This window comes from Enterococcus sp. AZ063, from assembly GCF_051715045.1.
Classification (GTDB): Bacteria; Bacillota; Bacilli; order Lactobacillales; family Enterococcaceae; genus Enterococcus_D; species Enterococcus_D casseliflavus.
Genome location: NZ_JBIOTA010000001.1, coordinates 3,504,257 through 3,527,073 on the forward strand (window position 1 = coordinate 3,504,257; position 22,817 = coordinate 3,527,073).

The 22,817-nt window shown below is 46.2% G+C and carries 25 protein-coding genes and 1 riboswitch; of the genes, 4 read left to right on the forward strand and 21 right to left on the reverse strand.

Annotation, left to right across the window (positions count from 1 at the left end):
• Positions 1-24: 24 nt before the first annotated feature.
• The gene (locus tag IGK61_RS16535) at positions 25-390 is read right to left on the reverse strand and encodes a hypothetical protein (RefSeq protein WP_074536479.1); all 366 of its coding nucleotides are present in this window, start codon (positions 388-390) and stop codon (positions 25-27) included.
• A gap of 163 nt (positions 391-553) precedes the next feature.
• Here IGK61_RS16535 and IGK61_RS16540 point away from each other — a divergent pair, with 163 nt between their 5' ends.
• A complete protein-coding gene (locus IGK61_RS16540; protein WP_005230670.1) occupies positions 554-886 on the forward strand; it encodes a helix-turn-helix domain-containing protein in 333 nt (110 codons plus the stop codon).
• Between the two features lie 5 nt (positions 887-891).
• A complete protein-coding gene (locus IGK61_RS16545; RefSeq protein WP_074536478.1) occupies positions 892-1,368 on the forward strand; it encodes an ImmA/IrrE family metallo-endopeptidase in 477 nt (158 codons plus the stop codon).
• Positions 1,369-1,437: 69 nt separating this feature from the next.
• Here IGK61_RS16545 and IGK61_RS16550 read toward each other — a convergent pair whose 3' ends face one another.
• The 5 genes from IGK61_RS16550 to IGK61_RS16570 form a co-directional block, all read right to left on the reverse strand.
• Entirely contained in the window at positions 1,438-2,250 is an 813-nt protein-coding gene (locus IGK61_RS16550) for a metallophosphoesterase family protein (protein WP_010748973.1), read from the reverse strand.
• 4 nt (positions 2,251-2,254) lie between these two features.
• Entirely contained in the window at positions 2,255-3,037 is a 783-nt protein-coding gene (phnE, locus tag IGK61_RS16555) for a phosphonate ABC transporter, permease protein PhnE (RefSeq protein ID WP_010748972.1), read from the reverse strand.
• A complete protein-coding gene (gene phnE, locus IGK61_RS16560) occupies positions 3,034-3,813 on the reverse strand; it encodes a phosphonate ABC transporter, permease protein PhnE (RefSeq protein WP_010748971.1) in 780 nt (259 codons plus the stop codon). Before phnE (IGK61_RS16560) ends, phnE (IGK61_RS16555) begins: the two co-directional genes overlap by 4 nt.
• Positions 3,785-4,576, reverse strand: coding sequence for a phosphonate ABC transporter ATP-binding protein (phnC, locus tag IGK61_RS16565; protein WP_010748970.1), 792 nt, complete (start codon positions 4,574-4,576; stop codon positions 3,785-3,787). Before phnC ends, phnE (IGK61_RS16560) begins: the two co-directional genes overlap by 29 nt.
• Positions 4,577-4,736: 160 nt before the next feature.
• Positions 4,737-5,669 (reverse strand): phosphate/phosphite/phosphonate ABC transporter substrate-binding protein, encoded by a 933-nt coding sequence (locus IGK61_RS16570; RefSeq protein WP_005230658.1) that lies wholly within the window; start codon positions 5,667-5,669, stop codon positions 4,737-4,739.
• 196 nt (positions 5,670-5,865) lie between these two features.
• On the opposite strand from IGK61_RS16570, the gene IGK61_RS16575 reads away from it, so the two are divergent.
• A complete protein-coding gene (locus IGK61_RS16575) occupies positions 5,866-6,537 on the forward strand; it encodes a cyclic nucleotide-binding domain-containing protein (protein ID WP_005230657.1) in 672 nt (223 codons plus the stop codon).
• Positions 6,538-6,724: 187 nt separating this feature from the next.
• Here IGK61_RS16575 and IGK61_RS16580 read toward each other — a convergent pair whose 3' ends face one another.
• The 8 genes from IGK61_RS16580 to IGK61_RS16615 form a co-directional block, all read right to left on the reverse strand.
• On the reverse strand, positions 6,725-8,596 hold the full coding sequence (locus tag IGK61_RS16580; RefSeq protein ID WP_074536477.1) for a beta-glucoside-specific PTS transporter subunit IIABC: 1,872 nt from the start codon (positions 8,594-8,596) through the stop codon (positions 6,725-6,727).
• 137 nt (positions 8,597-8,733) lie between these two features.
• Complete coding sequence (licT, locus tag IGK61_RS16585; protein ID WP_074536476.1) at positions 8,734-9,576, reverse strand: BglG family transcription antiterminator LicT; 843 nt, start codon at positions 9,574-9,576, stop codon at positions 8,734-8,736.
• A gap of 278 nt (positions 9,577-9,854) precedes the next feature.
• Complete coding sequence (rarD, locus tag IGK61_RS16590; RefSeq protein ID WP_074536475.1) at positions 9,855-10,760, reverse strand: EamA family transporter RarD; 906 nt, start codon at positions 10,758-10,760, stop codon at positions 9,855-9,857.
• A gap of 156 nt (positions 10,761-10,916) precedes the next feature.
• Entirely contained in the window at positions 10,917-12,353 is a 1,437-nt protein-coding gene (locus IGK61_RS16595) for an MDR family MFS transporter (RefSeq protein ID WP_240934909.1), read from the reverse strand.
• Positions 12,350-12,790: a MarR family winged helix-turn-helix transcriptional regulator gene (locus tag IGK61_RS16600; RefSeq protein WP_005230651.1), complete on the reverse strand. Its 441-nt coding sequence runs from the start codon at positions 12,788-12,790 to the stop codon at positions 12,350-12,352. Before IGK61_RS16600 ends, IGK61_RS16595 begins: the two co-directional genes overlap by 4 nt.
• A gap of 150 nt (positions 12,791-12,940) precedes the next feature.
• Positions 12,941-13,927 (reverse strand): tRNA dihydrouridine synthase, encoded by a 987-nt coding sequence (locus IGK61_RS16605; RefSeq protein ID WP_005230648.1) that lies wholly within the window; start codon positions 13,925-13,927, stop codon positions 12,941-12,943.
• A gap of 135 nt (positions 13,928-14,062) precedes the next feature.
• Positions 14,063-14,587: an SWIM zinc finger family protein gene (locus IGK61_RS16610; protein ID WP_074536474.1), complete on the reverse strand. Its 525-nt coding sequence runs from the start codon at positions 14,585-14,587 to the stop codon at positions 14,063-14,065.
• A gap of 61 nt (positions 14,588-14,648) precedes the next feature.
• Complete coding sequence (locus IGK61_RS16615; RefSeq protein WP_074536473.1) at positions 14,649-15,209, reverse strand: TIGR00730 family Rossman fold protein; 561 nt, start codon at positions 15,207-15,209, stop codon at positions 14,649-14,651.
• Positions 15,210-15,295: 86 nt separating this feature from the next.
• Between IGK61_RS16615 and IGK61_RS16620 the strand changes: the two genes are divergently transcribed.
• On the forward strand, positions 15,296-15,637 hold the full coding sequence (locus IGK61_RS16620) for a MazG nucleotide pyrophosphohydrolase domain-containing protein (RefSeq protein WP_015510530.1): 342 nt from the start codon (positions 15,296-15,298) through the stop codon (positions 15,635-15,637).
• Between the two features lie 149 nt (positions 15,638-15,786).
• Here IGK61_RS16620 and IGK61_RS16625 read toward each other — a convergent pair whose 3' ends face one another.
• The 7 genes from IGK61_RS16625 to ribD all read right to left on the reverse strand — a co-directional run bounded on the left by IGK61_RS16625 (position 15,787) and on the right by ribD (position 22,459).
• Positions 15,787-16,800, reverse strand: coding sequence for an ABC transporter substrate-binding protein (locus tag IGK61_RS16625; RefSeq protein WP_074536472.1), 1,014 nt, complete (start codon positions 16,798-16,800; stop codon positions 15,787-15,789).
• Positions 16,793-17,575: an ABC transporter ATP-binding protein gene (locus IGK61_RS16630; protein ID WP_010748955.1), complete on the reverse strand. Its 783-nt coding sequence runs from the start codon at positions 17,573-17,575 to the stop codon at positions 16,793-16,795. Before IGK61_RS16630 ends, IGK61_RS16625 begins: the two co-directional genes overlap by 8 nt.
• Positions 17,576-17,579: 4 nt before the next feature.
• Entirely contained in the window at positions 17,580-18,653 is a 1,074-nt protein-coding gene (locus IGK61_RS16635) for a FecCD family ABC transporter permease (protein WP_074536471.1), read from the reverse strand.
• A gap of 473 nt (positions 18,654-19,126) precedes the next feature.
• Entirely contained in the window at positions 19,127-19,600 is a 474-nt protein-coding gene (gene ribH / locus IGK61_RS16640; protein ID WP_005230622.1) for a 6,7-dimethyl-8-ribityllumazine synthase, read from the reverse strand.
• Between the two features lie 21 nt (positions 19,601-19,621).
• Positions 19,622-20,797, reverse strand: coding sequence for a bifunctional 3,4-dihydroxy-2-butanone-4-phosphate synthase/GTP cyclohydrolase II (locus tag IGK61_RS16645; protein WP_074536470.1), 1,176 nt, complete (start codon positions 20,795-20,797; stop codon positions 19,622-19,624).
• A 13-nt stretch (positions 20,798-20,810) separates the two neighbouring features.
• On the reverse strand, positions 20,811-21,398 hold the full coding sequence (locus tag IGK61_RS16650) for a riboflavin synthase (protein WP_005230617.1): 588 nt from the start codon (positions 21,396-21,398) through the stop codon (positions 20,811-20,813).
• Positions 21,383-22,459, reverse strand: a complete 1,077-nt coding sequence (ribD, locus tag IGK61_RS16655; protein WP_005230615.1) for a bifunctional diaminohydroxyphosphoribosylaminopyrimidine deaminase/5-amino-6-(5-phosphoribosylamino)uracil reductase RibD — start codon at positions 22,457-22,459, stop codon at positions 21,383-21,385. Before ribD ends, IGK61_RS16650 begins: the two co-directional genes overlap by 16 nt.
• 112 nt (positions 22,460-22,571) lie before the next feature.
• Positions 22,572-22,710: riboswitch (FMN riboswitch) on the reverse strand.
• Positions 22,711-22,817 lie beyond the last annotated feature (107 nt).

Here is a 22,817-nt window from a genome sequence, read left to right on the forward strand (position 1 = left end):
TGACGGATAAGCAGTTTTTTTCTATTAGCCAACGGCTGAATGTTGCTTTTCTTCACGCGTTACAGGCACTTGATTTACTCGCTGTAATTCTTTCAGCACCTGATTTTCTGCCCGCAAAAAATCCCGCTCGCTTTGGGCAGTAGCAAGCTTTCCTTGATAGACTAAGACTTCTTCTTGGTAGGTTTTGGCGGTCTTTTGGACTTCTTCTTCTAACTGGTCGATTTTATGGGTCAATTCTTGATTGATCTGTTCATATTTTAGGTAAAGCTTTTGGGCATTTTCGATATTCGTTTGTTCCAAATTCGCTTTGCTGGATACTCGGGTAGCCAAATAAGTAAGTACACCAGTAATGAGTGACGGCAAGACAACTGTTACGATCGATGTATCCATGATCCTCCCCCATTCTTTTTGATACGATTCATATCATCTGTTTCCAGTATAAAAGATACGATTCGTATCGTCAACTGATGTGATATTTTTTATATCAAATAATACAAAAATAGATACAAATTATATCTAACGTGCTATACTACAAAAAAGGAGGCGATCACTCATGCTTGGCGAACGGCTAAGAACACTCAGACTACGAACCAACCAAACACAACAGCAGATCGCAGATCAGCTAGGGATCACCCGCGCAGCGTATTCGCATTTCGAAAATGATCGTAACGAACCCGATGGCGAGACCATCGTCAAACTCGCGGAGATTTTTCAAGTATCCACCGATTTTTTATTAGGCAGACAAGTCCCGGCAGGCTTCACGCCGCCCTCTGCAAAAGTTCAAACCGTTGCGGCCCATATTGATGATGACGTCACCGATGAGCAGATGGAAGACATCCTCAGCTATATTGAATTTATAAAACAGCGGCACGCCCAAAAGGAATGATGGAAATGGATAAAGTAGAAGAACTGATGGCCGCCTACCCAGACTTGCACTTTATTTTCGATAAAAATATGCCTGATGGTCAGCAAGGATTGTACATCGATCACCATATTTACTTGAACCCTGACCAATCACAAGAAGACCTCTTGAGCACCATCGGTGAAGAAATCGGTCATTATCTGACCAGTGCTGGCGACATTACCGCCCAAGACACCAACGAAAAACGCAAACAAGAACGCAAAGCCCGCGACATTGGTTCTGCGATCGTGGTCACGCCCTATGATATCATCGCTTGTTTTGAAGAAGGCTGCAAAACATTGGCGGCATGCGCTGATTATTTAGGGGTTCCCCCACAAACCTTCAAAGACGCGGTCACGTATTATGCTCGCCGCTTTGACGGTATCAAAACCGAAGAGAACTATACCTTGTTTTTCCATATCGACGGCACGATTGAAGTTGTCAAAACCTTTGGCAATCAAAGTTAAGCCTTTTTCACACAAAAACAGACGTTCCTTTCCTGCTGCTAAGTGCAGCGTTGACGGAACGTCTGTTTTTTATCCTTGCATGTTGACCCGCATCAATACACGGTTCGGTCGATAGTTTTCTGAGGATTGATGAACCAGCGCACCTTCCTCGAAACGATACAAATTGTATCCATAGCGTTCTTCAAAACGGACCATTCCATCACCTTCATCTTCCCCGACAAACGACATACTTGCCACAGTATAGTAAGGAATCCCTGCGATCGTTCCCGTAAACGCATGATGGGTATGTCCACTGAGAATACAAGAGATTTGATACTGCTGCAATAATGCCACCAAACGATTGGCACCGGCCCATGCCGGCGTGCTTGCTTGGTCGGGCAACAAATGATGGTGCGTCACAAAAACGATCTTTTTCTCTTTGAGCTGCGCCAGCGTGGCTTGCAGCCATTCAAACTGTCGCTCATCTACGATACCGTCGGCATAGCCATAGCAGGAATTATCGAAAGTCACGATCGCCAATGTCTCCGTTTCATAGACTTGATTAAAAGGCGTATCACTGGCGGTTTCTACTGACTTGCCTTGCCAGCCTTGGCGAAAATGCCGTTTGATATCATGATTACCTAGCGTTACTACGATGGGCACTGAGCCAAAGGCTTTTTCTAAATATTGCTTCAAAGAGGCATAATCGGCAGGCGCGCCATCTTCGGTCAAATCGCCGCTGATCACCACCAAATCGATCGCTGCTCGCGCCTTGGCATCTTGGATACACTCTTCAAGAGGAATCAAGGGATTTTGCATGGCTGCCAGCATTCCTTGATACCCTTCTTCACAAGGCAGGTAACTTTCTCGAAAATGGATATCTGATATATGCAATACATTCATAGGTTTATCTCAATTTCTTTCTGATGATTCCAGTCAACTGGTCTAATAAGAAGACGGTCACAACGACGCCCAACAAAATAATACTTACCTTGCTCCAGGTTCTGGTTTGAATAGCAAAAATCAATGGTGCACCGATCCCACCAGCACCGACTAACCCTAACGTTGCCGCACTGCGGACCGCAATTTCAAAATGATTCAATGCAAAAGAACTATAGATGGGTGCTAAGTAAGGGACTCGCACGAAAAACATCGTCTGCCAAAAGTTGGCACCGACTGCTTGCATCTCTTCCGTCAAGCGCTCATCCATGGCTTCCATTTCTTCGGTAAACAACTTGCCCAGCATACCGATCTGGTGGACACCGATCGCCATAACTCCAGCAAAAGGTCCTGGACCTACCACACGGACAAAAATAATCGCATAAACCAGCTCGGGAAATGCCCGCAAGATATTGCAGATCATTTTGCCGATTTTTGCGACCCAGGGTGTCGAGGTCCATAGGTTGGCGGCACTCAGCAAGGTCACTGGAATCGCGCAGACTGTTGCGATCATCGTTCCTAGACAAGCGATCCCGATCGTCAGTAACAACAAGCTCCACAGATCTTCCCCACTGCCGTCATAAAAGAAGGACCAGTCTGGCTGACTCAGCCCTTGCAAGACATCTCTTCCCATTGCTAAGGAAAAAGTACTCAATCCGGAATAATCCAGCGTCGCAGCGGATAAAACTAGTAAAACAGCAAAGAGTCCCCATAACAGCCAAGTCGTTTTCTTCACTTCTCTGATCATCATAGGAAAGACCTCCTTACCCGCTCACTGAGAAAATCAACGATCGCTACCGTCAGCAAAATCGTCAAGATAATGATCGAGACCCGCTCATAATTCAACAATGCCAATGAGGCGTTCAAGATGACCCCGATCCCGCCGGCACCCACATACCCTAACACCGTCGAAGCTCGAACATTGACTTCAAAGGCATAAAAAGTATAGCTGGCAAACTGGCTGATGACTTGGGGAATGATCGCCCAAACGGTCACTTGAAATTTATTCGCTCCTACCGCTGCTGCTGCTTCGATCGGCGCAAAATCAATGGTTTCGATCGCTTGGAACATCAACTGTGAAACCATACCAAAGGTAAAGACCGCAATGGTCAAAACACCAGTGGCTTCACCGATCCCAAAAATCGCTACGAACAATGCCGCCAACAATAGATTGGGGATCGTCCGCACCAGCCCTAAGAGAAAACGCATCGGCACCGAGACCCAACGGCTTTCTGTCACGACTGTTGTCGCCAACAGACTCACCGGTATCGCTGCGACTACTCCTAAAACGGTGCCTAAAAAGGACATCTGCAATGTCTTGATCAAGGGCATCATCAGTTGCGGTAGATAACTAAAGTCTGGGTGCAAAAAGCGAGCCATGAAAGCCGTCATCTGGCTGCGATTCGACCACACTTGTGCAAAATCAGCCCCTGTGATCCAGGCACTACTTTGAAAAAAGAGCAGCAATAAAAGAACCAGCAGCAGGTGTTTGTACCAATTAAAATGAACTGTTTCTTTCAGTTTCATCGATTTCTCCTGCCTTTTCTTCAAAAATTGCTTTGCCATAGATTTGTTCTAAACGCTGATCTGTCAAAGCGGCTGCGTTGCCGTCAAAAACGATCGCACCTGCTTTTAAGGCAATGATCCTTGTCGCATACTGACGAGCCAAGGGAATCGAATGCAGATTGATGACAATCGTTTTGCCCATTTCTTGATTGATCTTCTTCAGATCCTCCATCACTTTCTCTGTCGTGATGGGATCTAGTGATGCCACAGGTTCATCTGCTAAAATCACCGGCGCTTGTTGGACCAAGGCACGGGCGATGGATACCCGCTGCTGTTGCCCCCCACTCAACTGGTCACTTCTCGTTTGCAGTTTGTCTGACAAGCCGACAGTCGCTAGCGCTTCTTTCGTTCTTTCGTAGTCTTCTTTCGTAAACAACCCTAAAATACTTTTCCAGGTCCCGTAATACCCCAAGCGCCCAGACAAAACATTTTTTTGAACGGTACTGCGTTTGACCAAATTGAAGCTTTGCGAGATCAATCCGATTTGTCGACGAATCAAGCGCAATTCTTTTTTATTGGCTTTCGTGACTGATTTGCCGTCTATCCGGATATCTCCTTCAGTGATTGGCACTAAGCGATTGATCGAGCGCAAAAAGGTACTCTTACCAGCACCGCTCAAGCCAATGATGGCCACAAATTCACCTTGCTCAATCGTTACATCTATGTTCTGTAATCCTTTGACCCCATTTGGGTAGACTTTGGATACATTCTCAAAAGTTATCATCTGTTTTCTCCATTATGTAGGGACCGCGGCAAAGTTTCCCCAATCGGTCACGGTCTATTTCACTAAAAAATGCACTGGTACTGCGTATTCCACCTATTCCCCTAGTAAATCGCTGCACATCTCCGTGTCCTGTTATCCTTCTACCGCAATCCCTGATTTTTTACTCTGCTGCTCGTTGTGTATAATCGCGAATGGTATCGTAAGCAGAATCAGCTGCTTCTTCATACCCTTGGTGTCCCCACAAGCTCATTGCTTCGGCGCCTTCTTCATCATCTGCCATGTTCAAGAACACTTCTTTGATCTGCTCTTTTAGTTCAGCATCCATTGATGGTTGAACGGCAATGGCGTCATTTGGAATATCCCCTTCAGTCAAGTAAAGGACTTTTAGGTCTTTGAATAAGTCGTTGTCTGGAAAGCTTGACGCAAAGACATTTCGTGCCCCTTGGAACACAAAGGCGGCGTCCATCTGACCATTCAAGACTGCAGTGATCTCACTTGGAATATCATTCACCGTCGTTAATGTAGCATCCGTCGTTGGATCAACTCCTGCATCTTTCAACTCGGCAACTGGATAAATATAGCCGCTGGCAGAGTTTGGACTCAATGTGGCGATTTTTTTCCCTTTTAAGTCCGTCAATTCTGTCATGTCGCTATCCGCACGGACCAAGATTTCCCCTTTGAAGGTATTGGTTTTTTCCCCTTCTAATGGCAAACCCGTCTCTGGATCATAAGCACCTAATTGAGAAGTCAAAATCGCTTCAGCTGCATCCATGTCTTTGGCTTGAACATAAGCGGCTGGCGGCATGATCCCTAAATCAACTTGTCCAGAAGCCATCGCTTCTACGATCGTCGAATAATCCGTTGCTAACGTTACTTCTACTTCACGGTCTAATTTTTTTGATAAATACTCAGCAAACGGTTTTGCTTTGGCTTGCATCGAGCCGTCATTATTGGTCGGTACGAATTGTACCACCAGCTTTTCTTTTTCGGCTGCGGCACTGCTGTCGCTGCTGCTGCTCCCATTCCCACAGCCGGTCAATGCGGCAACTAACGCAATTCCTAACATTCCTTTAACAATTCGTTTCAATGGCATTTTTTCTCCTCCTAATGGTTTGAAGCTTTCTTACATTCAAATCATACCAAGTATCCCGTCAAAATGAAGTGACACATGTCCTATTTTACCTTATTTTTACATACAATTTACATTAGATTTTATTTATCGTTCGTGTTGAGTCAAAAGGGGAACTAAGCTATACTTAAAGAAAACCATTCAGGAGTGGCTGATTTCCATGAAAAAAATCGATGATACCGCACGCCTCAGTAATTACATTGACACATACGATCTGCAATCTTATATGGACAATGATTTGTTAGCGATGGCCACTTTGCATTCCTTTGAAAAAGAAGAGCACCTGATTCGAACAGGCACGCCTTCTGAATACTTGTATTTTCTCGTAGAAGGAACGGTGATGGTCTATTCCTTCTCTTCGGATACCCAAACGATTTGTATTGATTACGCCAAGCCAGCTGCACCATTAGGAGAAGCTTCCTCTTTATGGGAACTCTTGCCGAAAAGCAGTGTCAAAGCCGCTTCTGCTTGCGTCTGTGTCTGCATCCCTTTGAATCGCTACCGCAACACCTTGCAACAAGACGTCCGCTTTTTGCAAACCATCTGTCAGTTGCTCAGTTCCCGCTTGAATTCGGGGATCAACTTAGCGAATTCATTGACGGAACCTGTAGAGACACGGTTGGCCAAATTCATTCTTGCGCATCAAGAAAATCAACACTTCTCCTTTCAGTTGACCACCTGTGCGGCGATCTTGAATGTCAGCTATCGCCACCTGCTGCGAACCTTTACCAGCTTTCGGGAAGACAAGCTGATTGAAAAACAAAAACAGGGCTATGCGATTCTCGATTTCCCCGCTTTAGAGTCGCTTGCCGAAAATTTAAGCCATGTGTAAGGAGCAGTCCCCAAGAATGTTCGGGTTTTCCCTGAGTAAGCGTTCCTGATGTTGGTCTTGCTCTTAACTCGCGCTGTGACAAGCATTTTCTACCGTGTCAGGCAAGCGAGAAGGGCAACTGCGCCTTATTTTCTTACAAAAAACCCGATCCTTGCTGATATTCAGTCGAGGATCGGGTTTCTTTTGCTTATTTTACGATGGCTAAGAAGTCTTCTCCTTGCAAGACATCGGTTTGGTTCATATCCATCACATCTAAATATTGCGGGGTGTTCGTCACAACGATCGGTGTGATCGTGGATAAGCCAGCTGCTTTGATCGTATCTAGATCAAACTTCACTAACAAATCACCGCGTTTGACTTGATCGTCTTGTTTAACAAAGACCTCAAAGCCTTTGCCCTCTAGTTCCACAGTATCCATACCAATATGCATCAGAACTTCTGCTCCATCCGTGGTGGTCAAACCAACGGCATGGCCAGTAGGAAAGAGCGTCGTGATGGTGCCATCTGCTGGCGCATATAAAGCCCCGACAGTTGGTTCGATAGCGATACCTTTTCCTAATGCACCAGAAGAAAAGACTTGGTCTTTGACTTCTGCTAAGGGAACCACTTTGCCTTCTAACGGACTGCTGAGGATCACTCGTTCTTTAGACGAACTCTCTGTGGGTGCTGCTGGCTCTTTTGCTGGTGCTGCACTGGCATCAGTTGCTGGCTGATCTTCAAAACGTAAGAAGAAGGTCAAGACAAACGCTGCGCCAAAAGCGATAGCCGTGCCGATCGAAGCTGCGATCAGACCACTTAAATCTTTCGTATCTTGTGGGATAAAGGACGGCAGACTTAGTAAGCTGACTAACCCAAAGGTATAGTTTTCGACTTGGCTGAAGCCAATAAAGGCACCACCGAGGGCACCACTGATACACGCGGCGATAAATGGTTTTTTCAATGGCAAAGTCACCCCGTACACCGTCGGTTCTGTGATCCCAAAAATTGAGGTGATCGTTGAAGAAAGGGCCAAGCCTTTCAATTTCACATTTTTTGTCATAAAGAACACTGCTAGCGCTGCACCCCCTTGAGAAAGGACAGCTGGCAATAGCATTGGTACCATGGTATCGACACCGGTTTGGCTGAGATTCAACATGATGATCGGTACAAAGCCCCAGTGCATGCCAAACATCACAAAGACTTGCCATAAACCACCCATGACAGCGCCAGCGATCAGTGGGCTGAAGTGGTAAATGCTGTCATAGGCACTACCTAACAAGTTTCCTAAAATCGTTCCTAGTGGACCGACGACAATAAAGGTCAATGGCGCCATGATCAAGAAGACCGCTAAAGGCACACAGATGATCTGTAAGAAGCTAGGAATGACTTTTTTAAAGAAACGCTCCACATAGCTTTGTAAAAAGACCGCTAATATAATCGGAATGACGGAAGACGTATAAGCACTCGCACCAATAATGACCGGAAGGCCTAAGAAACTCAACGTTTGCCCAGCCAAAGCGGTAATGTCTGGATGAACCAACGCCATCGCTAAGGAAACCGCTAGAAATTCATTGGTACGAAACTTCTTCGCTGCAGTAAAAGCCAACATCACTGGTAAATAAGTAAACAGCCCATCAGCAATCGCATACAATACGGTGTAGACCCCAGAATCAGCTGCTAACCAATTCAAGGTGACTGCCAGCGTCAAGAATCCTTTTAAGACCCCAGCACCTGCCATTGCGCCTAAAAATGGCGTAAAAATCGACGAAATAATATCCACCAGTTGATTCAAGAGGTTGCCTTTGTCGCCTTTGCTGTCTGCTTCGCCGTCGAAGTTCGCTACCCCATTCAATTCACGATAGACATCGCTGACATGACTGCCGATCACCACTTGGTATTGTCCGCCGCTTTGAACGACTTGGATCACGTCGTCGTCTTGATTCAAGCGTGCCGTATCCGCTTTGTTCTCATCTTTTAATTTGAAACGCAAGCGGGTCGCACAATGCACCACGCTGTTGACATTTTCTTTGCCGCCCACCGCATCGAGGACGCGAACTGCAATTTCTTTATTTGAACTCATTTTTTCAACACTCCTTTTTTAATAAAAAAACCCAGATTGAAAAAACGACCGTCCAACGAGTCTTTTCCTCGCTGACTGTTGTCTTTTCAATCTGGGTATTGCCTGCCTGACAGTAACAATCCGTTAATGATTGAATGTTAATTGGTTTGATCATTGACGACACGTTCGATATGGATCGTTAAGTAGATCATTTCTGATTCACCGATCGATTTGTCGTAGGTTTTGATCAAGTACTCGTTGATCCGTTGGACCGTTTGAAACGCTTTAGGGTACTTCGATTGCACAAGGGCAAATAAAAACTCATCTTTTTCCCCTGAAAGTTCATCGCTTAAATAACGCTGCGCAAAATACTGCAAATGCGTGGTAATCCGTTGATAATTCAAGGAATCTGGGTTAAAGACCCGTCCATAAAAGCGACTGATGATCGCCAGTACGTCACGTACGATTTCTACCGCTTGCATCGTGGTTTCCATCGTGCCATTGGCTTGTTCGCTATTGACGATATGAAAGGCGATAAAGCCGATCTCCGATTCTGGCAATGTAATCCCGAAGACTTTTTCAAAATAAGCAACGGCATCTGCTGCAACCGCATACTCTTTCGGATAAAACTTGCGGGTCTCAAACAACAATGGATTCGGCAGCTCAATGCCTTCATGTGCCCGAACCAGCGCATAATGGATATGGTCGGTCAGGGTCAAATAAATATTTGGCGACAGCTCGATCCCCAAGGATGCTTCCGCATCATCCACCACTTGCTTGACGGCTTCGACTTCTTCCACAGGAATGTCTGAAAACAATTGCTGAAACTGATTTGCAGTAAAGGTATCCTTTAACACAAATTCTTTTTCGACAAAGGCTTCATCCACTGGATCGCCGACTTTTTTCTTAAACGCAATGCCGCGACCCATATAGATCACTTCCTGACCGGCATCATTGGTCGAGATGACGACATTATTATTTAAAATTTTTCCAATAACCATCGCTTTCCCTCACTCCAAAATAAAAAAACCTAGAATCTCCCCGTTAGCGCGCTACGGTCAATTCTGGTTTTGCCTGCCGAACAGTAACAATCCTTGTAACTGAAAGAATAATAACACACCCCTGTGGCAGATGCAACCCTTTTCAAATAAAATTTCTGCAACGGGTTTTTCCTTTGTTATACCATTGAAGGGTTCTCCTTGCAACATCCTTCACTACCTAAAATGCTTTGTTTTTTAATAAAAAAAGGAACGGCCCAGCTGCAGCCATTCCTGATGTATCAGAGTTGCTTTCTTTGCTGTCCCATGCGCCGCTCTTTCATCGCCGTCCCTAACGTACCATAGGTGAAGACAGCGATCCCTAGCCAAATAAACGCAAAGGCGGAAAATTGGGCCAGTGAATAGGTTTCGTGAAACAAAAAGATGGCTAACAAAAGCATGATCGTCGGGTTGACGTATTGAATAAACCCAAGCGTAATGTAAGAAACATTTTTCGCCGCTTCCGCAAACAGTAACAGCGGAATAGCCGTCACGATCCCAGCACCCATCAATAAGAGATTGGTTTGCAAGGGATAGTTCATAAAGCCGACGGTTGAAAATCCTAAAATATACACGAGGGCAAAGGGGAAAATCACCATCGTTTCGATCGTTAACCCAGTAACCGAACTAATGGGGATTCTTTTTTTGATCAAGCCATACGTACTAAAGGAAAAGGCCATGATCAGTGAGGCATAAGGAATCGTTCCTGTTTGGATCGATAATAAGATCACCCCGATACTTGCCAGCAGACACGCCAGCATGCCAGTACGACTAAGACGTTCCTTCAAAAAAACGGTCGCTAACAAGACATTGACTAGCGGATTGATGTAATAGCCTAAGCTGGCTTGCATCACGTGGCCCGCACTCACCGCGAAGATAAAGGTGAACCAGTTGATGGAGATCAGCACAGACGCTAAAACGATCAGTCCAGCAAACACTTTGTTCTTCCACAGCAGACGCGCTTCTTGTAAAAATTGCGTTTTCTTCCCGGAAAGCAAAATAAACAGCACCATAAAAACAAAGGACCACACGATTCGGTAGCACATCGTTGCTAATGGCGAAACCCCAACGATTATTTTCCAATATAGTGTGACCAAGCCCCACAAGACATAGGCAGACAACCCAAAATAAACGCCTTTATTCTTCATTTTCTCCCTGATTTTTTTCCATTAAAACAAGTCTTTCCTGAAAAAAAATACTCCTCCTAAACCATAAGTTATCTTATTATATCGAATTTTTTGGCTTTTCATAGAGTTTCATGAAATAAATCAAGAAAAGCACCCTTCAAAGAAAGGTGCCCCTCTTTATTCCAGCGGTTCTTCCGCACCTTCCAGCCACACGGCTTCTGGTTTCTGATCACGAATCAAAAATAGCCCCGTTGCAAACAGCAGACCAGAAGCGATCGTCATCAATAAGAAAGAAACATTCATCCCATGAAGCAGTGCACTCGTCCCCGTTAAGGTCGTGCTGTTTTGCGCCACACTATTCATGATCCCGACAAATAATGCTGTCCCGATGGCGCCTGCCACCGTTCGCAAAGAAGTCAATAATGCTGTTCCATGCGCCGTCAACTGCGGCGGAATATTTTTATTTCCCCACGTCACGAAGGGCATCAACAAACAGCCTGTGGCGGCACAGCGCAGCATGTTCAAAACCACTGCTACCCAAATACCCGTGTGCATATGGATGAAATACATGCCGATGTTGCTCAAGACCAGTGAGCCGCCGCCGAAAATCGTCAACAGACGGATGCCGACTTTGTCATAGATTCGTCCAGCCACCGGACTTAAAAAAGCCGAGACCAAGGAACCTGGCAAAACGACTAACCCTGAGATCGTCGCTGATTTGCCTAAAATCGACTGCACGTAAAGTGGCATCAGCATCGCCGAACCCATCAAGACCAAGTAAAGCATGATACTGCCAAAGACACTGATGGCATATTCTTTTGTTTTTAAGACCCGCAGATCCAAAAATGGGGTTTTCGCTCTTAACTGACGGAAGACAAAGAAGATCCCTGCTACCAAACCGAGCCCTAAGGTTCCTAAAACGGGTAAGCTGAAAAAGCCATAGCTGCCGATATTGCCAAAGCCTAAAGTAATCCCACCAAAAGCGAAGGCACTCAAAACAAAAGAGGTCTGATCAAATTTGCTGTTGCTTACTGGCAACACATCATCAAAAACCTTTATGGCCCAAATCAGTGAAATCAAAACAATCACGGCAACGATATAAAAAATCGCATGCCAGTTCAAGCGGTCCACGATCACCCCAGCAAGAGTCGGTGCGATCACGGGTGCCGCGGTGATCGATAGTCCATACCAGCCCATCACGGCACCGATACGATTGATCGGATAGATCGATAAGAGGATCACTTGTGCCATCGCGGTCAAGATCCCGTTACCCACAGCCTGCAAAATACGAGCAAGCATCATGACTAGAAAATTGGGCGCTGTAGCACAAAGCAGCAAGCCCACCAACGCAATTCCTAAGGCAGCGAGATACAGCTTTTTGGTTGGCACACGATTCATAAGATATGCCGTCAATGGCATAACGATCGCCATCGCCAAGGAATAACCGCTAGTCAGCCATTGTCCCGTAGTGACGGAAATCTGCAGGTCAGTGACGATGGCGGGTAAAGCCGTCGTCAAGGCGGTCGCCAACATGGATACGGCAATACATGTAATCATTAAATTAATAAAAATCAGCGTCCGCTGACGTTCCGTTCGTTGGACTGTTTCACTCAATCAACGTCCGCCTCCTTCTCAAGATAAAACTGTTCGATTTTTGCTAAGGCTTGACCAAAGGCTTGTTTTTCTTCTGCCGTCAAATAGGTCAGCATTTCTTGGTGCGCCTTGCTGCGTTTTTCTTTCATTCGCTGTGCCTCTTCCTTGCCTGCTTCCGTCAGCGAAATCAGATGGCTGCGTTTATCTTTCGGATCGACTTCTTTTTGGATCAGCCCTTTTTCAGCCAGTTTTTTTAGTAGTTCGCCAGTGGATGTCGAGCGAATCGCTAAATACGCGGCGAGATCTTTTTGGGTCAACGTCCCTTTTTCGTCCAATACCAGTAGGCAATTGAACTGTCCCCGACCTGGCATAAAACGCCCATATTTTTGTTCCGCATACCGCCGATTTAATTTATACACTTCAAACAATCGTTCCACGATTTCTTGTTCGGAAACCATCGACCTTCAGCTCCTTTCGCCTCTTCACTATTTAGATAGGTACCTAATTAAAAGTCTGTTCTCCATTTTACATAGGTACCTACCTATTGTCAAGGAAGGATTGACAATGAGAGCGGGTACAGCAACCAAAAACGAAAAAAGCATTGAAACTTACGCTTCAATACTTTCCTCGTGGTTCTTTTTCTCCGCAAACTCTGCCAGCAGTTGCCGGACTTCATCCGTTGATTTGGTATTCATCAATTTTGCCCGCAAATCACTGGCTCCAGGGAAGCCTTTGACATAGATTTTAAAGAAACGATGCAATCCTGCGATCGAGCGTGGCACCATTTTGGCGTAATGGTCCTGCAGATCTAATTGCAGCTGCAACAAGCCTAATAGCTCTTCTGAGGTATGCTCTTTCGGTTCTTTTTCAAAGGCATAGGGATTCTTGAAAATACCCCGGCCGATCATGATTCCGTCTACGCCATATTTTTCTGCTAGCTCCAAACCTTTGGTACGATCAGGGATATCGCCGTTGATCGTCAGCTTCGTTTGTGGGGCGATTCTATCCCGCAAGGCAACCACTTCAGGAATCAATTCCCAATGGGCATCGACCTTGCTCATTTCTTTGCGGGTTCGCAAATGGATCGAAAGGTTGGCGATATCCTGTTGCAGGACATGGGTCAACCAAGCTTCCATTTCTCCTAGTTCGGTATAGCCCAGGCGGGTCTTGACACTGACCGGCAGACCGCCAGCTTTGGCTGCTTGGATCAGCTCTGCAGCAACTTCTGGTCGCAAGATCAAGCCGCTGCCTTTGCCTCGTCCAGCAACGTTTGGCACTGGGCAGCCCATATTTAAGTCGATCCCTTTAAAGCCCATCTCCGCTAAGCCGATACTCATCTCACGGAAATACTCTGGCTTGTCGCCCCAAATGTGGGCTACCATCGGTTGCTCATCTTCGGTGAAGACTAAACGTCCCCGCACACTGTCGCGTCCTTCTGGATGGCAATAACTATCGGAGTTGGTAAATTCCGTAAAGAAAACATCTGGTGCGCCGGCAGCTTGAACGACATGCCGAAAAACGACATCGGTGACATCTTCCATTGGTGCTAGGATAAAAAAAGGCTTCGGCAATTCAGCCCAAAAATTTGTTGTCATGATTTACGCTCCATTTCTTTGTCCAAGGATCTTATTTTATGACCCCACTTGCAAAACAAACCCCATTATACTAAGAATGCGTCAAAGAAGCAAAAGAGCAAGATACGCGTATCAGACCTAGTACGAAATTTCCTTTTAAGCTTCCCAGTCATCCTCCCATTCTTCTTCCCAATCTTCCTCTTCTTCATCCCAGTCATCCCAAGCTTCTACTTCTTCCTCCTCAGCGAAATCATCTTCGCTATCCGATACAACGTTCTTCACAAAAAGGGCTACAGAAGTATCCTCAACCATCAAACTGAGTAAAATCTGCCGCATATCTGCTTCATCTAGCTGATCCACCAGCTTCTGATAGACCTCACGGCGTCCTTTACGTTTTGGGGGAGTCAGCGGCTTATTCTTTTCTTTCGCTCTCGTATAGGCGAATAAAACAGCCGCAAGATGTTTGCAATTAAAACCAGCCGCAAAGTGAGGACAATTACAAAATTCCTCCACGACCTTGCCCTGTTTTAGCGCAATTTCTACTTCATAAAGCTCTGTGCCGAATACTTCGGCCAGAATAAGCTGATCATCCGCTCTCAGTCGCGCCACACAACCGCTTAAATAATATTCTTTTCCTCTTTCCAAAATATGGGATTCAAAATAATCTTGCCATTCAAGCATTGCTTCTCTCCTCCTCATTCATTAAACTAGAGAACTATGATAGGATTTAACCGATTGCTCATTAATACTGCCGCATAACTGGTGGTTCGTAGGCTTGAATAAAAGCTTCAAGCTCCTTCGTTGTTTGTGCAAAGCCGATTTTTTCGCGATCGGCTTGTGTCAAGAACTCGTTTTCCACCATATTGTCATACAAAGCTCTCGTTGCGCGGTAAAAATTGTTCACATCATAAAAAGCACACGGATTCGGGTTCTGACCGATTCTTGACCACGAGATCATCTCCGTGATTTCTTCCAGCGTCCCGGGACCACCTGGCAGTGCGACAAACGCCTGCGACAATTCGAACATTTTTCGTTTTCTTTCTGACATCGTCTCGACGACATGGAGTTCGGTCAATCCAGGATGTGCTAGTTCCCGATCTTTTAAAAAGGTTGGGATCACCCCGATCACCTGACCGCCATTTTCTAAGACAGCATCTGCCAGCACGCCCATCAAGCCCGCTTTTCCGCCGCCATAGACCAGCGTATTTTGCCGTGAAGCGATCCACTGCCCCAATTCTTGGGCGGCTGTTGCAAAACTAGGTTCATTACCGACACTGGCACCACAATAGACTGCAATTTTCATAAAACTCTCCATCATCCTTCTCAATCATTTTGAAATAGTATATCATGATTCTGATAAAGGTTCTGGGAAAGGATGGAAAAAAATTTATGAACATTGAGGAGTATCAACGATTTATCAGTGACTTCTACAAAGCCCGCAACTGGTATCAGTACGATCCGTTTATTCGGGCGAATTTTTTAGCAGAGGAAGTCGGGGAAGTGAGCCGTGCCATTCGGACATTGGAGATCGGTCGTGACCGTCCCGATGAACAAGAAGGCTTGCCAGAAGAAAAACTGGCAAACCTGACGGAAGAATTGGGCGATGTACTGGATAACTTATTTATTCTCGCCGATAAATACGATATTTCTTTAGAGACGATCATGCAAAAACACAAAGAGAAGCTATTGTCTCGCTATCAAATGGACCACGTGACAGAAAAAAACAGCTAACGGGCTACTTGTTGTGGAACGGGCAGCGGCAAAGGTTGCTTTTCCCCAATACAAAAAACCAACGTTTCTGTGGTCAATTGGCCAGTGAAACGTTGGTTTTCTTCTATTATATAAAAAGTTGGTTCTCCTTTTTATGCAATAGGAGGTGCTTATTGTGCCATTTGCTCTACCAGTTCTTCCAATCCAGTCAAGGCTTGGTAGCCGTAGCCAAAGAGATAATTGTAGTCCATGCTGTAGACTTGTTTGTTTTTGATGGCTTTCATGCTGGAGAGTTTGTCATTTTTGTACAAGCCTTCAATGATTTCTTGACCAGAAACACTGCCTTCGATCGTTGACCAGTCGCCGACGATCAAGACATCGGGATCCGTTTCGATCAAGGTTTCGACACTGACTTCTCCTGAATAGTCTTGAAACACATTGTTCAGTTTGATCATATCAAAGTTGCTGTTGAAAAAAGACTCGTCTTGAGCGGCATAGACACTGACCACACTTGGATCAGACATAAAGAGATGGGCAAAGGTTTGCTCTTCTTTGTCTGCCACTTTTTCTTCCAAGGCACTCTGGCGATCCTTTAATTCTTTTTCAAAAGCAGCGGCTGCCTCAGGGACATTGAAGAGCTTACCAAGGTTTTCAATGTCTTGATAAACGGAATCAAATGTCGCCCCAGTGACAGAGGTTTCTTGGACGTAAGTCGGAATGCCCATCTCGTTCAAGGAATCAACGGTGCCGACGCCCCAATCTTGATTATCGAAAAGTCCCCCGCGGCCAAAAATCAAATCCGGATCCACACTGAGCGCCGTTTCTTTACTGATATAGTCGCTGCCCAGGTCGTTTAGTTCTGCATAATCAGCAGCAACTTCCTCATCGGCGGCACCAAAGGTTGCACCGACACCCGCAATCTGATCCTTGAGGCCGAGATGCAGCAGCAATTCCGCTGCTGGTCGTGTGTTGGCTACGACTTTTTTTGGTGCCTCATTAAAGGTTTGGTCCTTGACGGTCCATTGCGTGCCGCCTTCTGCTTTGGTGTAGTTGCTGATGGTTAAGGGATACGTACTTTCTGCCTGCGAGGAAGAAGCCGAAGTTCCTTCATCCTTCGTATTGCCGCAAGCGCTTAATGTAAAGACTGCCAATCCTACCCCAATCATTTTTCCCCATTTATTCATCTGTTTGCTCCTTTTCAAAATAATAATGAAACCCTAATCCGCCTGTGATCGGATGATGGTAAATACTGCATTTCACGCCATAGATCTCTTCGATCAGTTCTTCTGTCAGCAGCGTTTCTGGTTCGCCATACCCTACGACCCGACCATCTTTTAAGGCATAGATGATGTCGCAATAGTTGGCTGCTTGTTCCAAATTGTGCAGCGCCGCCAACAAGCCAATCTTCAGATGCTTGACGGTCTCTAAGATTTCCAGTTGATATCGGATATCCAAATGATTGGTCGGCTCATCGAGAATCATAAATTTCGGTTCTTGGGTGATGGCACGAGCAAGGACGACCCGCTGTTTTTCGCCTCCTGATAATGAGAGGTAGCTGCGTTTTCTGTAGGCACTTAACCCTGTTTTGGCTAAGGCTTCGGTGACCAGCTCATGATCGGCTTTGGTGTCTTGTTCCAACAAACCCTTGTGGGGCGTGCGGCCTAAAAGCACCATCTGTTCTACTGTTAAATCAAAGCTCAACTCATTGAACTGACTGACGACGCTGACTTGCTGGGCGACTTTTTTTTCGGAACTTTTCAAAATATTCATCTCACCCAAATAAATGTCGCCGCTGTCAGGTTTCAACGTTTTGTAGATAGCTTTTAACAATGTAGATTTGCCGCTGCCGTTGGAACCAATCAAGCCGACAAATTGCCCCTGTGCGGTTTGGACGGAGATGTCTTTTAGTATCTGCTGATCCCCGATCGTCAGATTGAGCTTTTCAACTGCTAATTTCATTCCGTCACCCCCCAAAGTTGTATTGCCGTTTGACAATGATATAGATAAAGATCGGTGCACCGATCAGCGCTGTAATGATCCCGATCGGCAGTTCGACTCCTTGCAGGGTCGAGCGGGCGATCACATCCGCCCAAATCAAAAACAACGCGCCTGTCAAAGCGGTCAAAGGCATCAACAGGCGATGATCCGCCCCGCTGACTCCACGTACGATATGAGGAATGATCAAGCCGACAAAGCCGATCATACCAGAATTCGCAACGATGATACTGGTTAATAGCGCTGCTAGCAGCATGTAAAAACGACGATAGAAGGTCAGCTTGACCCCTAAGGTGGAGGCAACTTCATCTCCCAGCAAAAGCGTATTCAAAACACGGTATTGCGTCAGGAAGAACAGCGTGATCAAAGAAACCAGAACCACGATAAAGCCCAATTTGTTCCAAGAAGCCGAGGCTAAGCTGCCCATCGACCAAAACGCCACAGTCTTCATCCCTTCTGCATTGCTAGCCAGATAGATGATCAAGTTTGAAACAGAGCTGCATAAGGCACTGACGATCGTCCCCGACAGCACAAGTTTTGTGGAAGTCATTTTCCCACCGATACTGGCAAGCAGCAGCACCAAAATAGTGGCAATCCCCGCTCCTGCAAAGGCACCAAACGATAAGCCCAGTTGTAAGACTAGCGCCGAGCCGCCAAAACCGACTAAGATGGCGAAGGTCGCCCCTAAGGATGCGCCAGAAGAGATTCCTAAGATATAGGGATCTGCCAGCGGATTTTGGACCACCGCTTGCATCACTGCCCCGCTGATCGCTAACCCCATGCCTACAAAAATAGAGAGCAAGACCCGCGGTGCCCGAACAAACCAGACGATATTGATGTTTGCGTCTGAAATGCCTGAAAGATCACCAACCAATCCATGGCTGATTTTATAGAAGAGAATTTGGTAAACTTCGCCAAGGGTGATATTGGCTTGACCGTTTGCCAAAGCAACTCCTGCAGATAAGAGAATGGCGACAACTAAAACACAGCAAATGATTGTCGAAACCATCCAACGATTTGATTTAATCAACCCTACCGACATGTGATTCTCCTTTATTCAGCACGACTCCCTCCTGATTTCACAGCAAAAACAACCTTGACTGTTGCCTCGCCGTCATCATAAAAGAAGCATCTGTGCGTTTTTTCGCTTATAACAGTTCTTCTCATGAAAAGCGCCAAAGCCATGTGCTGCTTTGACATCTATTTGCAAATGAGAATCACTCTCAATGAATAGAGTCATTATAAGGAACCTTTTGTGAAATGTAAATAATTTTCTGAAAATTTCCTTAAATAAGAGTTATTCTAATGTTCGTGATTGATTGGGCGTTTTCCTCTCCATTAACCTATCGAAAATACGGTACCCGTGAAGAAGCGAATCCTTTGGCATAATAATCAAGTGTTTTTTTTATGATGAAAAAAAGACAGACTTCATTTTGTACGAAGTCTGTCTCCAGTCTGATGCCTATGCTCAGGCAGGCTTGTTCTTGCTAGCTTCCCTTTGTTCGAACGTGAAACCTATGCGTTGCCAAGGATTTGCTGATTCAACGAAATCATCTCCAAAAGACCTTGAGCGGCTTCGCTGCCTTTGTTGCCAGCTTTGGTTCCCGCCCGTTCAATGGCTTGTTCAATCGTTTCAGTCGTCAACACACCAAACATGATCGGAATGTCGGCATTCAGACCAATTTGGGCTACGCCTTTCGCCACTTCATTTGAGATCAATTCATAGTGGGTCGTTGCTCCGCGAATCAAGGCACCTAATGTCACGATCCCATCGTATTGCTTGTGGTCAACGATTTTTTTGGTAATATACGGAATCTCATAAGCCCCTGGAACCCAATACACATCGATGTTTTCTGCTTTGACTCCATGACGCAACAAATTGTCTTTGGCGCCTTCCACTAACTTGGAAGTGATAAACTCGTTGAATCGTGAGACTACGATCCCTACTTTGACTGCCTCTCCCTGAAACGTTCCTTCAAATACTGTCATCGTTCATTCTCCTTTGGCTGATTAAATAGATAGGTAATGGTGAAACTTTTCTTTCTTCGTTTTCAAATAGCTGCTGTTTTCTTTATGCGCAGGCATCTCCAGCGGTACTCGTTCTGCTACCTTAATTCCTAAGCTTTCTAATTCCTTCACTTTGTCAGGGTTGTTGGTCATCAGTTGAATCTCCTGCACTTCTAAGGAACGTAAAACATCGGCGGCAAACGTGTAATGACGAGCATCTGCTGCAAACCCTAATGCAATATTTGCTTCATAAGTATCCATGCCTTGTTCCTGCAGCTGATAGGCACGGAGCTTGTTCCGCAAGCCAATACCGCGGCCTTCTTGGCGTAGATACAAAATCGCACCGCGGCCTTTTGCTTCGATCTGCCGCATCGCTTCTTGCAGCTGTTCGCCGCAATCACAGCGATGAGAGCCGAAGACGTCGCCTGTTAAACACTCTGAATGGATCCGTAGTAACAGCGGCTCGGTAGTATGTTGAATCTCGCCTTTGGCTAGTAAAAGGTGTTCATTGCCGAACTCATCTTCAAATAAGGACAATTGGAACGCCCCATAAGCCGTTGGCAGATCCACCGTGATAGGCGTGGTTCCTCGTAGATATTCCGCCAACTCATCAATGGTCAAAAACGGCAGCTGCCATTTTTCTGCTAATTTTTTCAATTCTGGGACCCGAGCCATCGTGCCATCTTCCTTTAAAATCTCACAAATGTAGGCTGCTTCCACGCTGCCAGCAAGCTTTGCTAAATCCACCGCCGCTTCTGTATGTCCTCTGCGTTCCAACACGCCGCCAGGTTGAGCGGTCAATGGGAAGATATGGCCAGGGCGATAAAAATCCGCAGCCTGTGACGCAGGATCAGCCAACTTTTCAATCGTCACTGCCCGGTCTTTCGCAGAAATTCCCGTACTCGTCGTCACGTGATCGACACTGATGGTAAACGCGGTGCCAAAGGCATCCGTATTATTGGCGGTCATCTCAGGCAATGCCAGCTTTTCAGCGATCGCTTGTGAGATGGGTGCACAGATCAAGCCGCGGCCATAAGTCGCCATAAAATTGACAGATTCTGGCGTTGCGTATTCAGCGATCCCAATCAAATCTCCTTCTGATTCTCGATTTTCATCATCGGCGACAATCACTAAGCCGCCTTTTTTTAACCATTCCACTGCTTGTTCTACTTTATGCATCGTCTGCCTTCTTTCATTTTCGTTGGTATTTGACATATTTCCCGATCATATCCGTCTCGATATTGACCCACTCCCCTTGTTTCAACTGCCCCAGCGTCGTCTGGTCTTTGGAATGGGGGATCAAGCTAACGGAAAATGCCTGTGCCGTCGTCTGGGTAACCGTCAAACTGACGCCATTAATCGCAATCGACCCTTGCGGAATGATTTCCCCTTGCACACTGACAGGATAAGCAAACGTCAAGATCAAGGCATTTTCCAACTGCTTTTTCTGGATCAAACGGGTCGTTACATCAATGTGGCCTGCGACAAAGTGGCCTTCAAAACGCTGCGTCGCTGCCATCGCTCGCTCCAAATTGACTTCGGCACCCACCGAGAGTTGTTTAAAGGTGGTTCGTTGAAAGGTTTCTGGCATGATATCCACCGTAAACGTCGTCGCTTGTTTGGCGATCGCCGTCAAACACGTCCCGTTGATCGCCATACTGTCTCCGATCTGGTAATCCGCCAGTAATCCTTCGGACGCACTGCAAGTTAGCTGGATCGTGCGGCTTTGCTTGCGGATCTCTTTGATGCGGCCTTTTTCCTGAATCAATCCTGTGAACATTCCTCTGGTCTCCTTCCTCGGATGCAAACATCTTCCCCAACTGCAGTCACCGTCACTTCTGTTAGCTGCTGCAGCTGTTTCGGGGTACGCTCACTGGTAAAACTTGCGAGACTATTGCCCCCAAGAAACTTTGGCGCCACATAGGTAATGCTTTCTTGCCACAGTCCGCTGGCTAAAAAGGCATCATGGATCGCAGCGCCTCCTTCTACGTAAAGCGATTGGACCTGTCGTGCGGCAAGCTCCTTCAGCAATGAAACAATTGTCAACTCTTCCAGCTGGATCACTGACACATGAGCTGGCAAATCACTGACAGTTGTCTGCTGCGTAAAAATCCACACAGGTGCCGAATCATCGACAAACAGTGCCAAATGGGGTTGCGACAGCGTTCGCCCCCGACGGTCTAACACGATGCGAATCGGCGGAAAGCTGGTTTCAACCGTGGTCAATAAGGTGGGATCATCCGTCAACACCGTCTGACTGCCCACTAAGATTCCTTGATAGTCCCCACGTTCTTGATGGACGTTTTGCCAAACCGCTGAACCAGTGATCGCACTGCGGGTCAACGCATCATGAGCGATCCGGCCATCTAAAGTGATCGCTTGCTTCAACGCCACGTAAGGTCGCTGATGCTGATGGTAAAAATTATAGTGTGGATTCAAACGGCGCACCGCTGTTTCTTCGATGCCCACCAACACGTCGATGCCCTGTTCTTCTAAAAAGCGCTTGCCTTGTCCAGCCACGATTGGGTTAGGGTCTAACTGGCCGACGACTACCTTTTTGATGCCACTGTCGATGATCAGCTGGGTGCAAGGCGGCTGTTTTCCTTGATGGTTGCAAGGTTCTAATGTCACGTATAAAGTCGAATTGATTAGGTCTTCGGAGGAATGGCATTGTTCGATGGCGTTTCGTTCCGCATGGGGCTGCCCATAGACTAAGTGAGCCCCTTTGGCAATGACCCGTTGCTCTTTGACGATCACAGCGCCCACTAGCGGATTGGTAAAGGTTTGGTAGCGCCCTTTTTTGGCTTCTGCGATCGCCAAACGCATGTATTCGTTATGCATCTTCCTTCCTCCTTTCAATAAAAAAATGCCTCGTGAGAATCTCACGAGGCATAGACAAACAAGACCGGCAAAAAATCAATTTTAGACGCACTGCGCCCCTTGAAATTTTGTGGTTTTTCTTCTCCCATCCAGACTTTCACTGTCGGTGCCAGATTCACACTGGCTCCACCGCATAGCTATGCGGGTCACGGACTTCAAGCATTGCGCTTGTCACCGTCGGTCGGGAATTACACCCTGCCCCGAAGAATACTATTCAATTCATGTGCATTTTAGCCCGACCATTTTTGTTTGTCAATAGGCCTGATTACAAGCCGATAGGAATTCCTCTTGGCTTTTTCTTTTGGCAACCCCAAAGCAG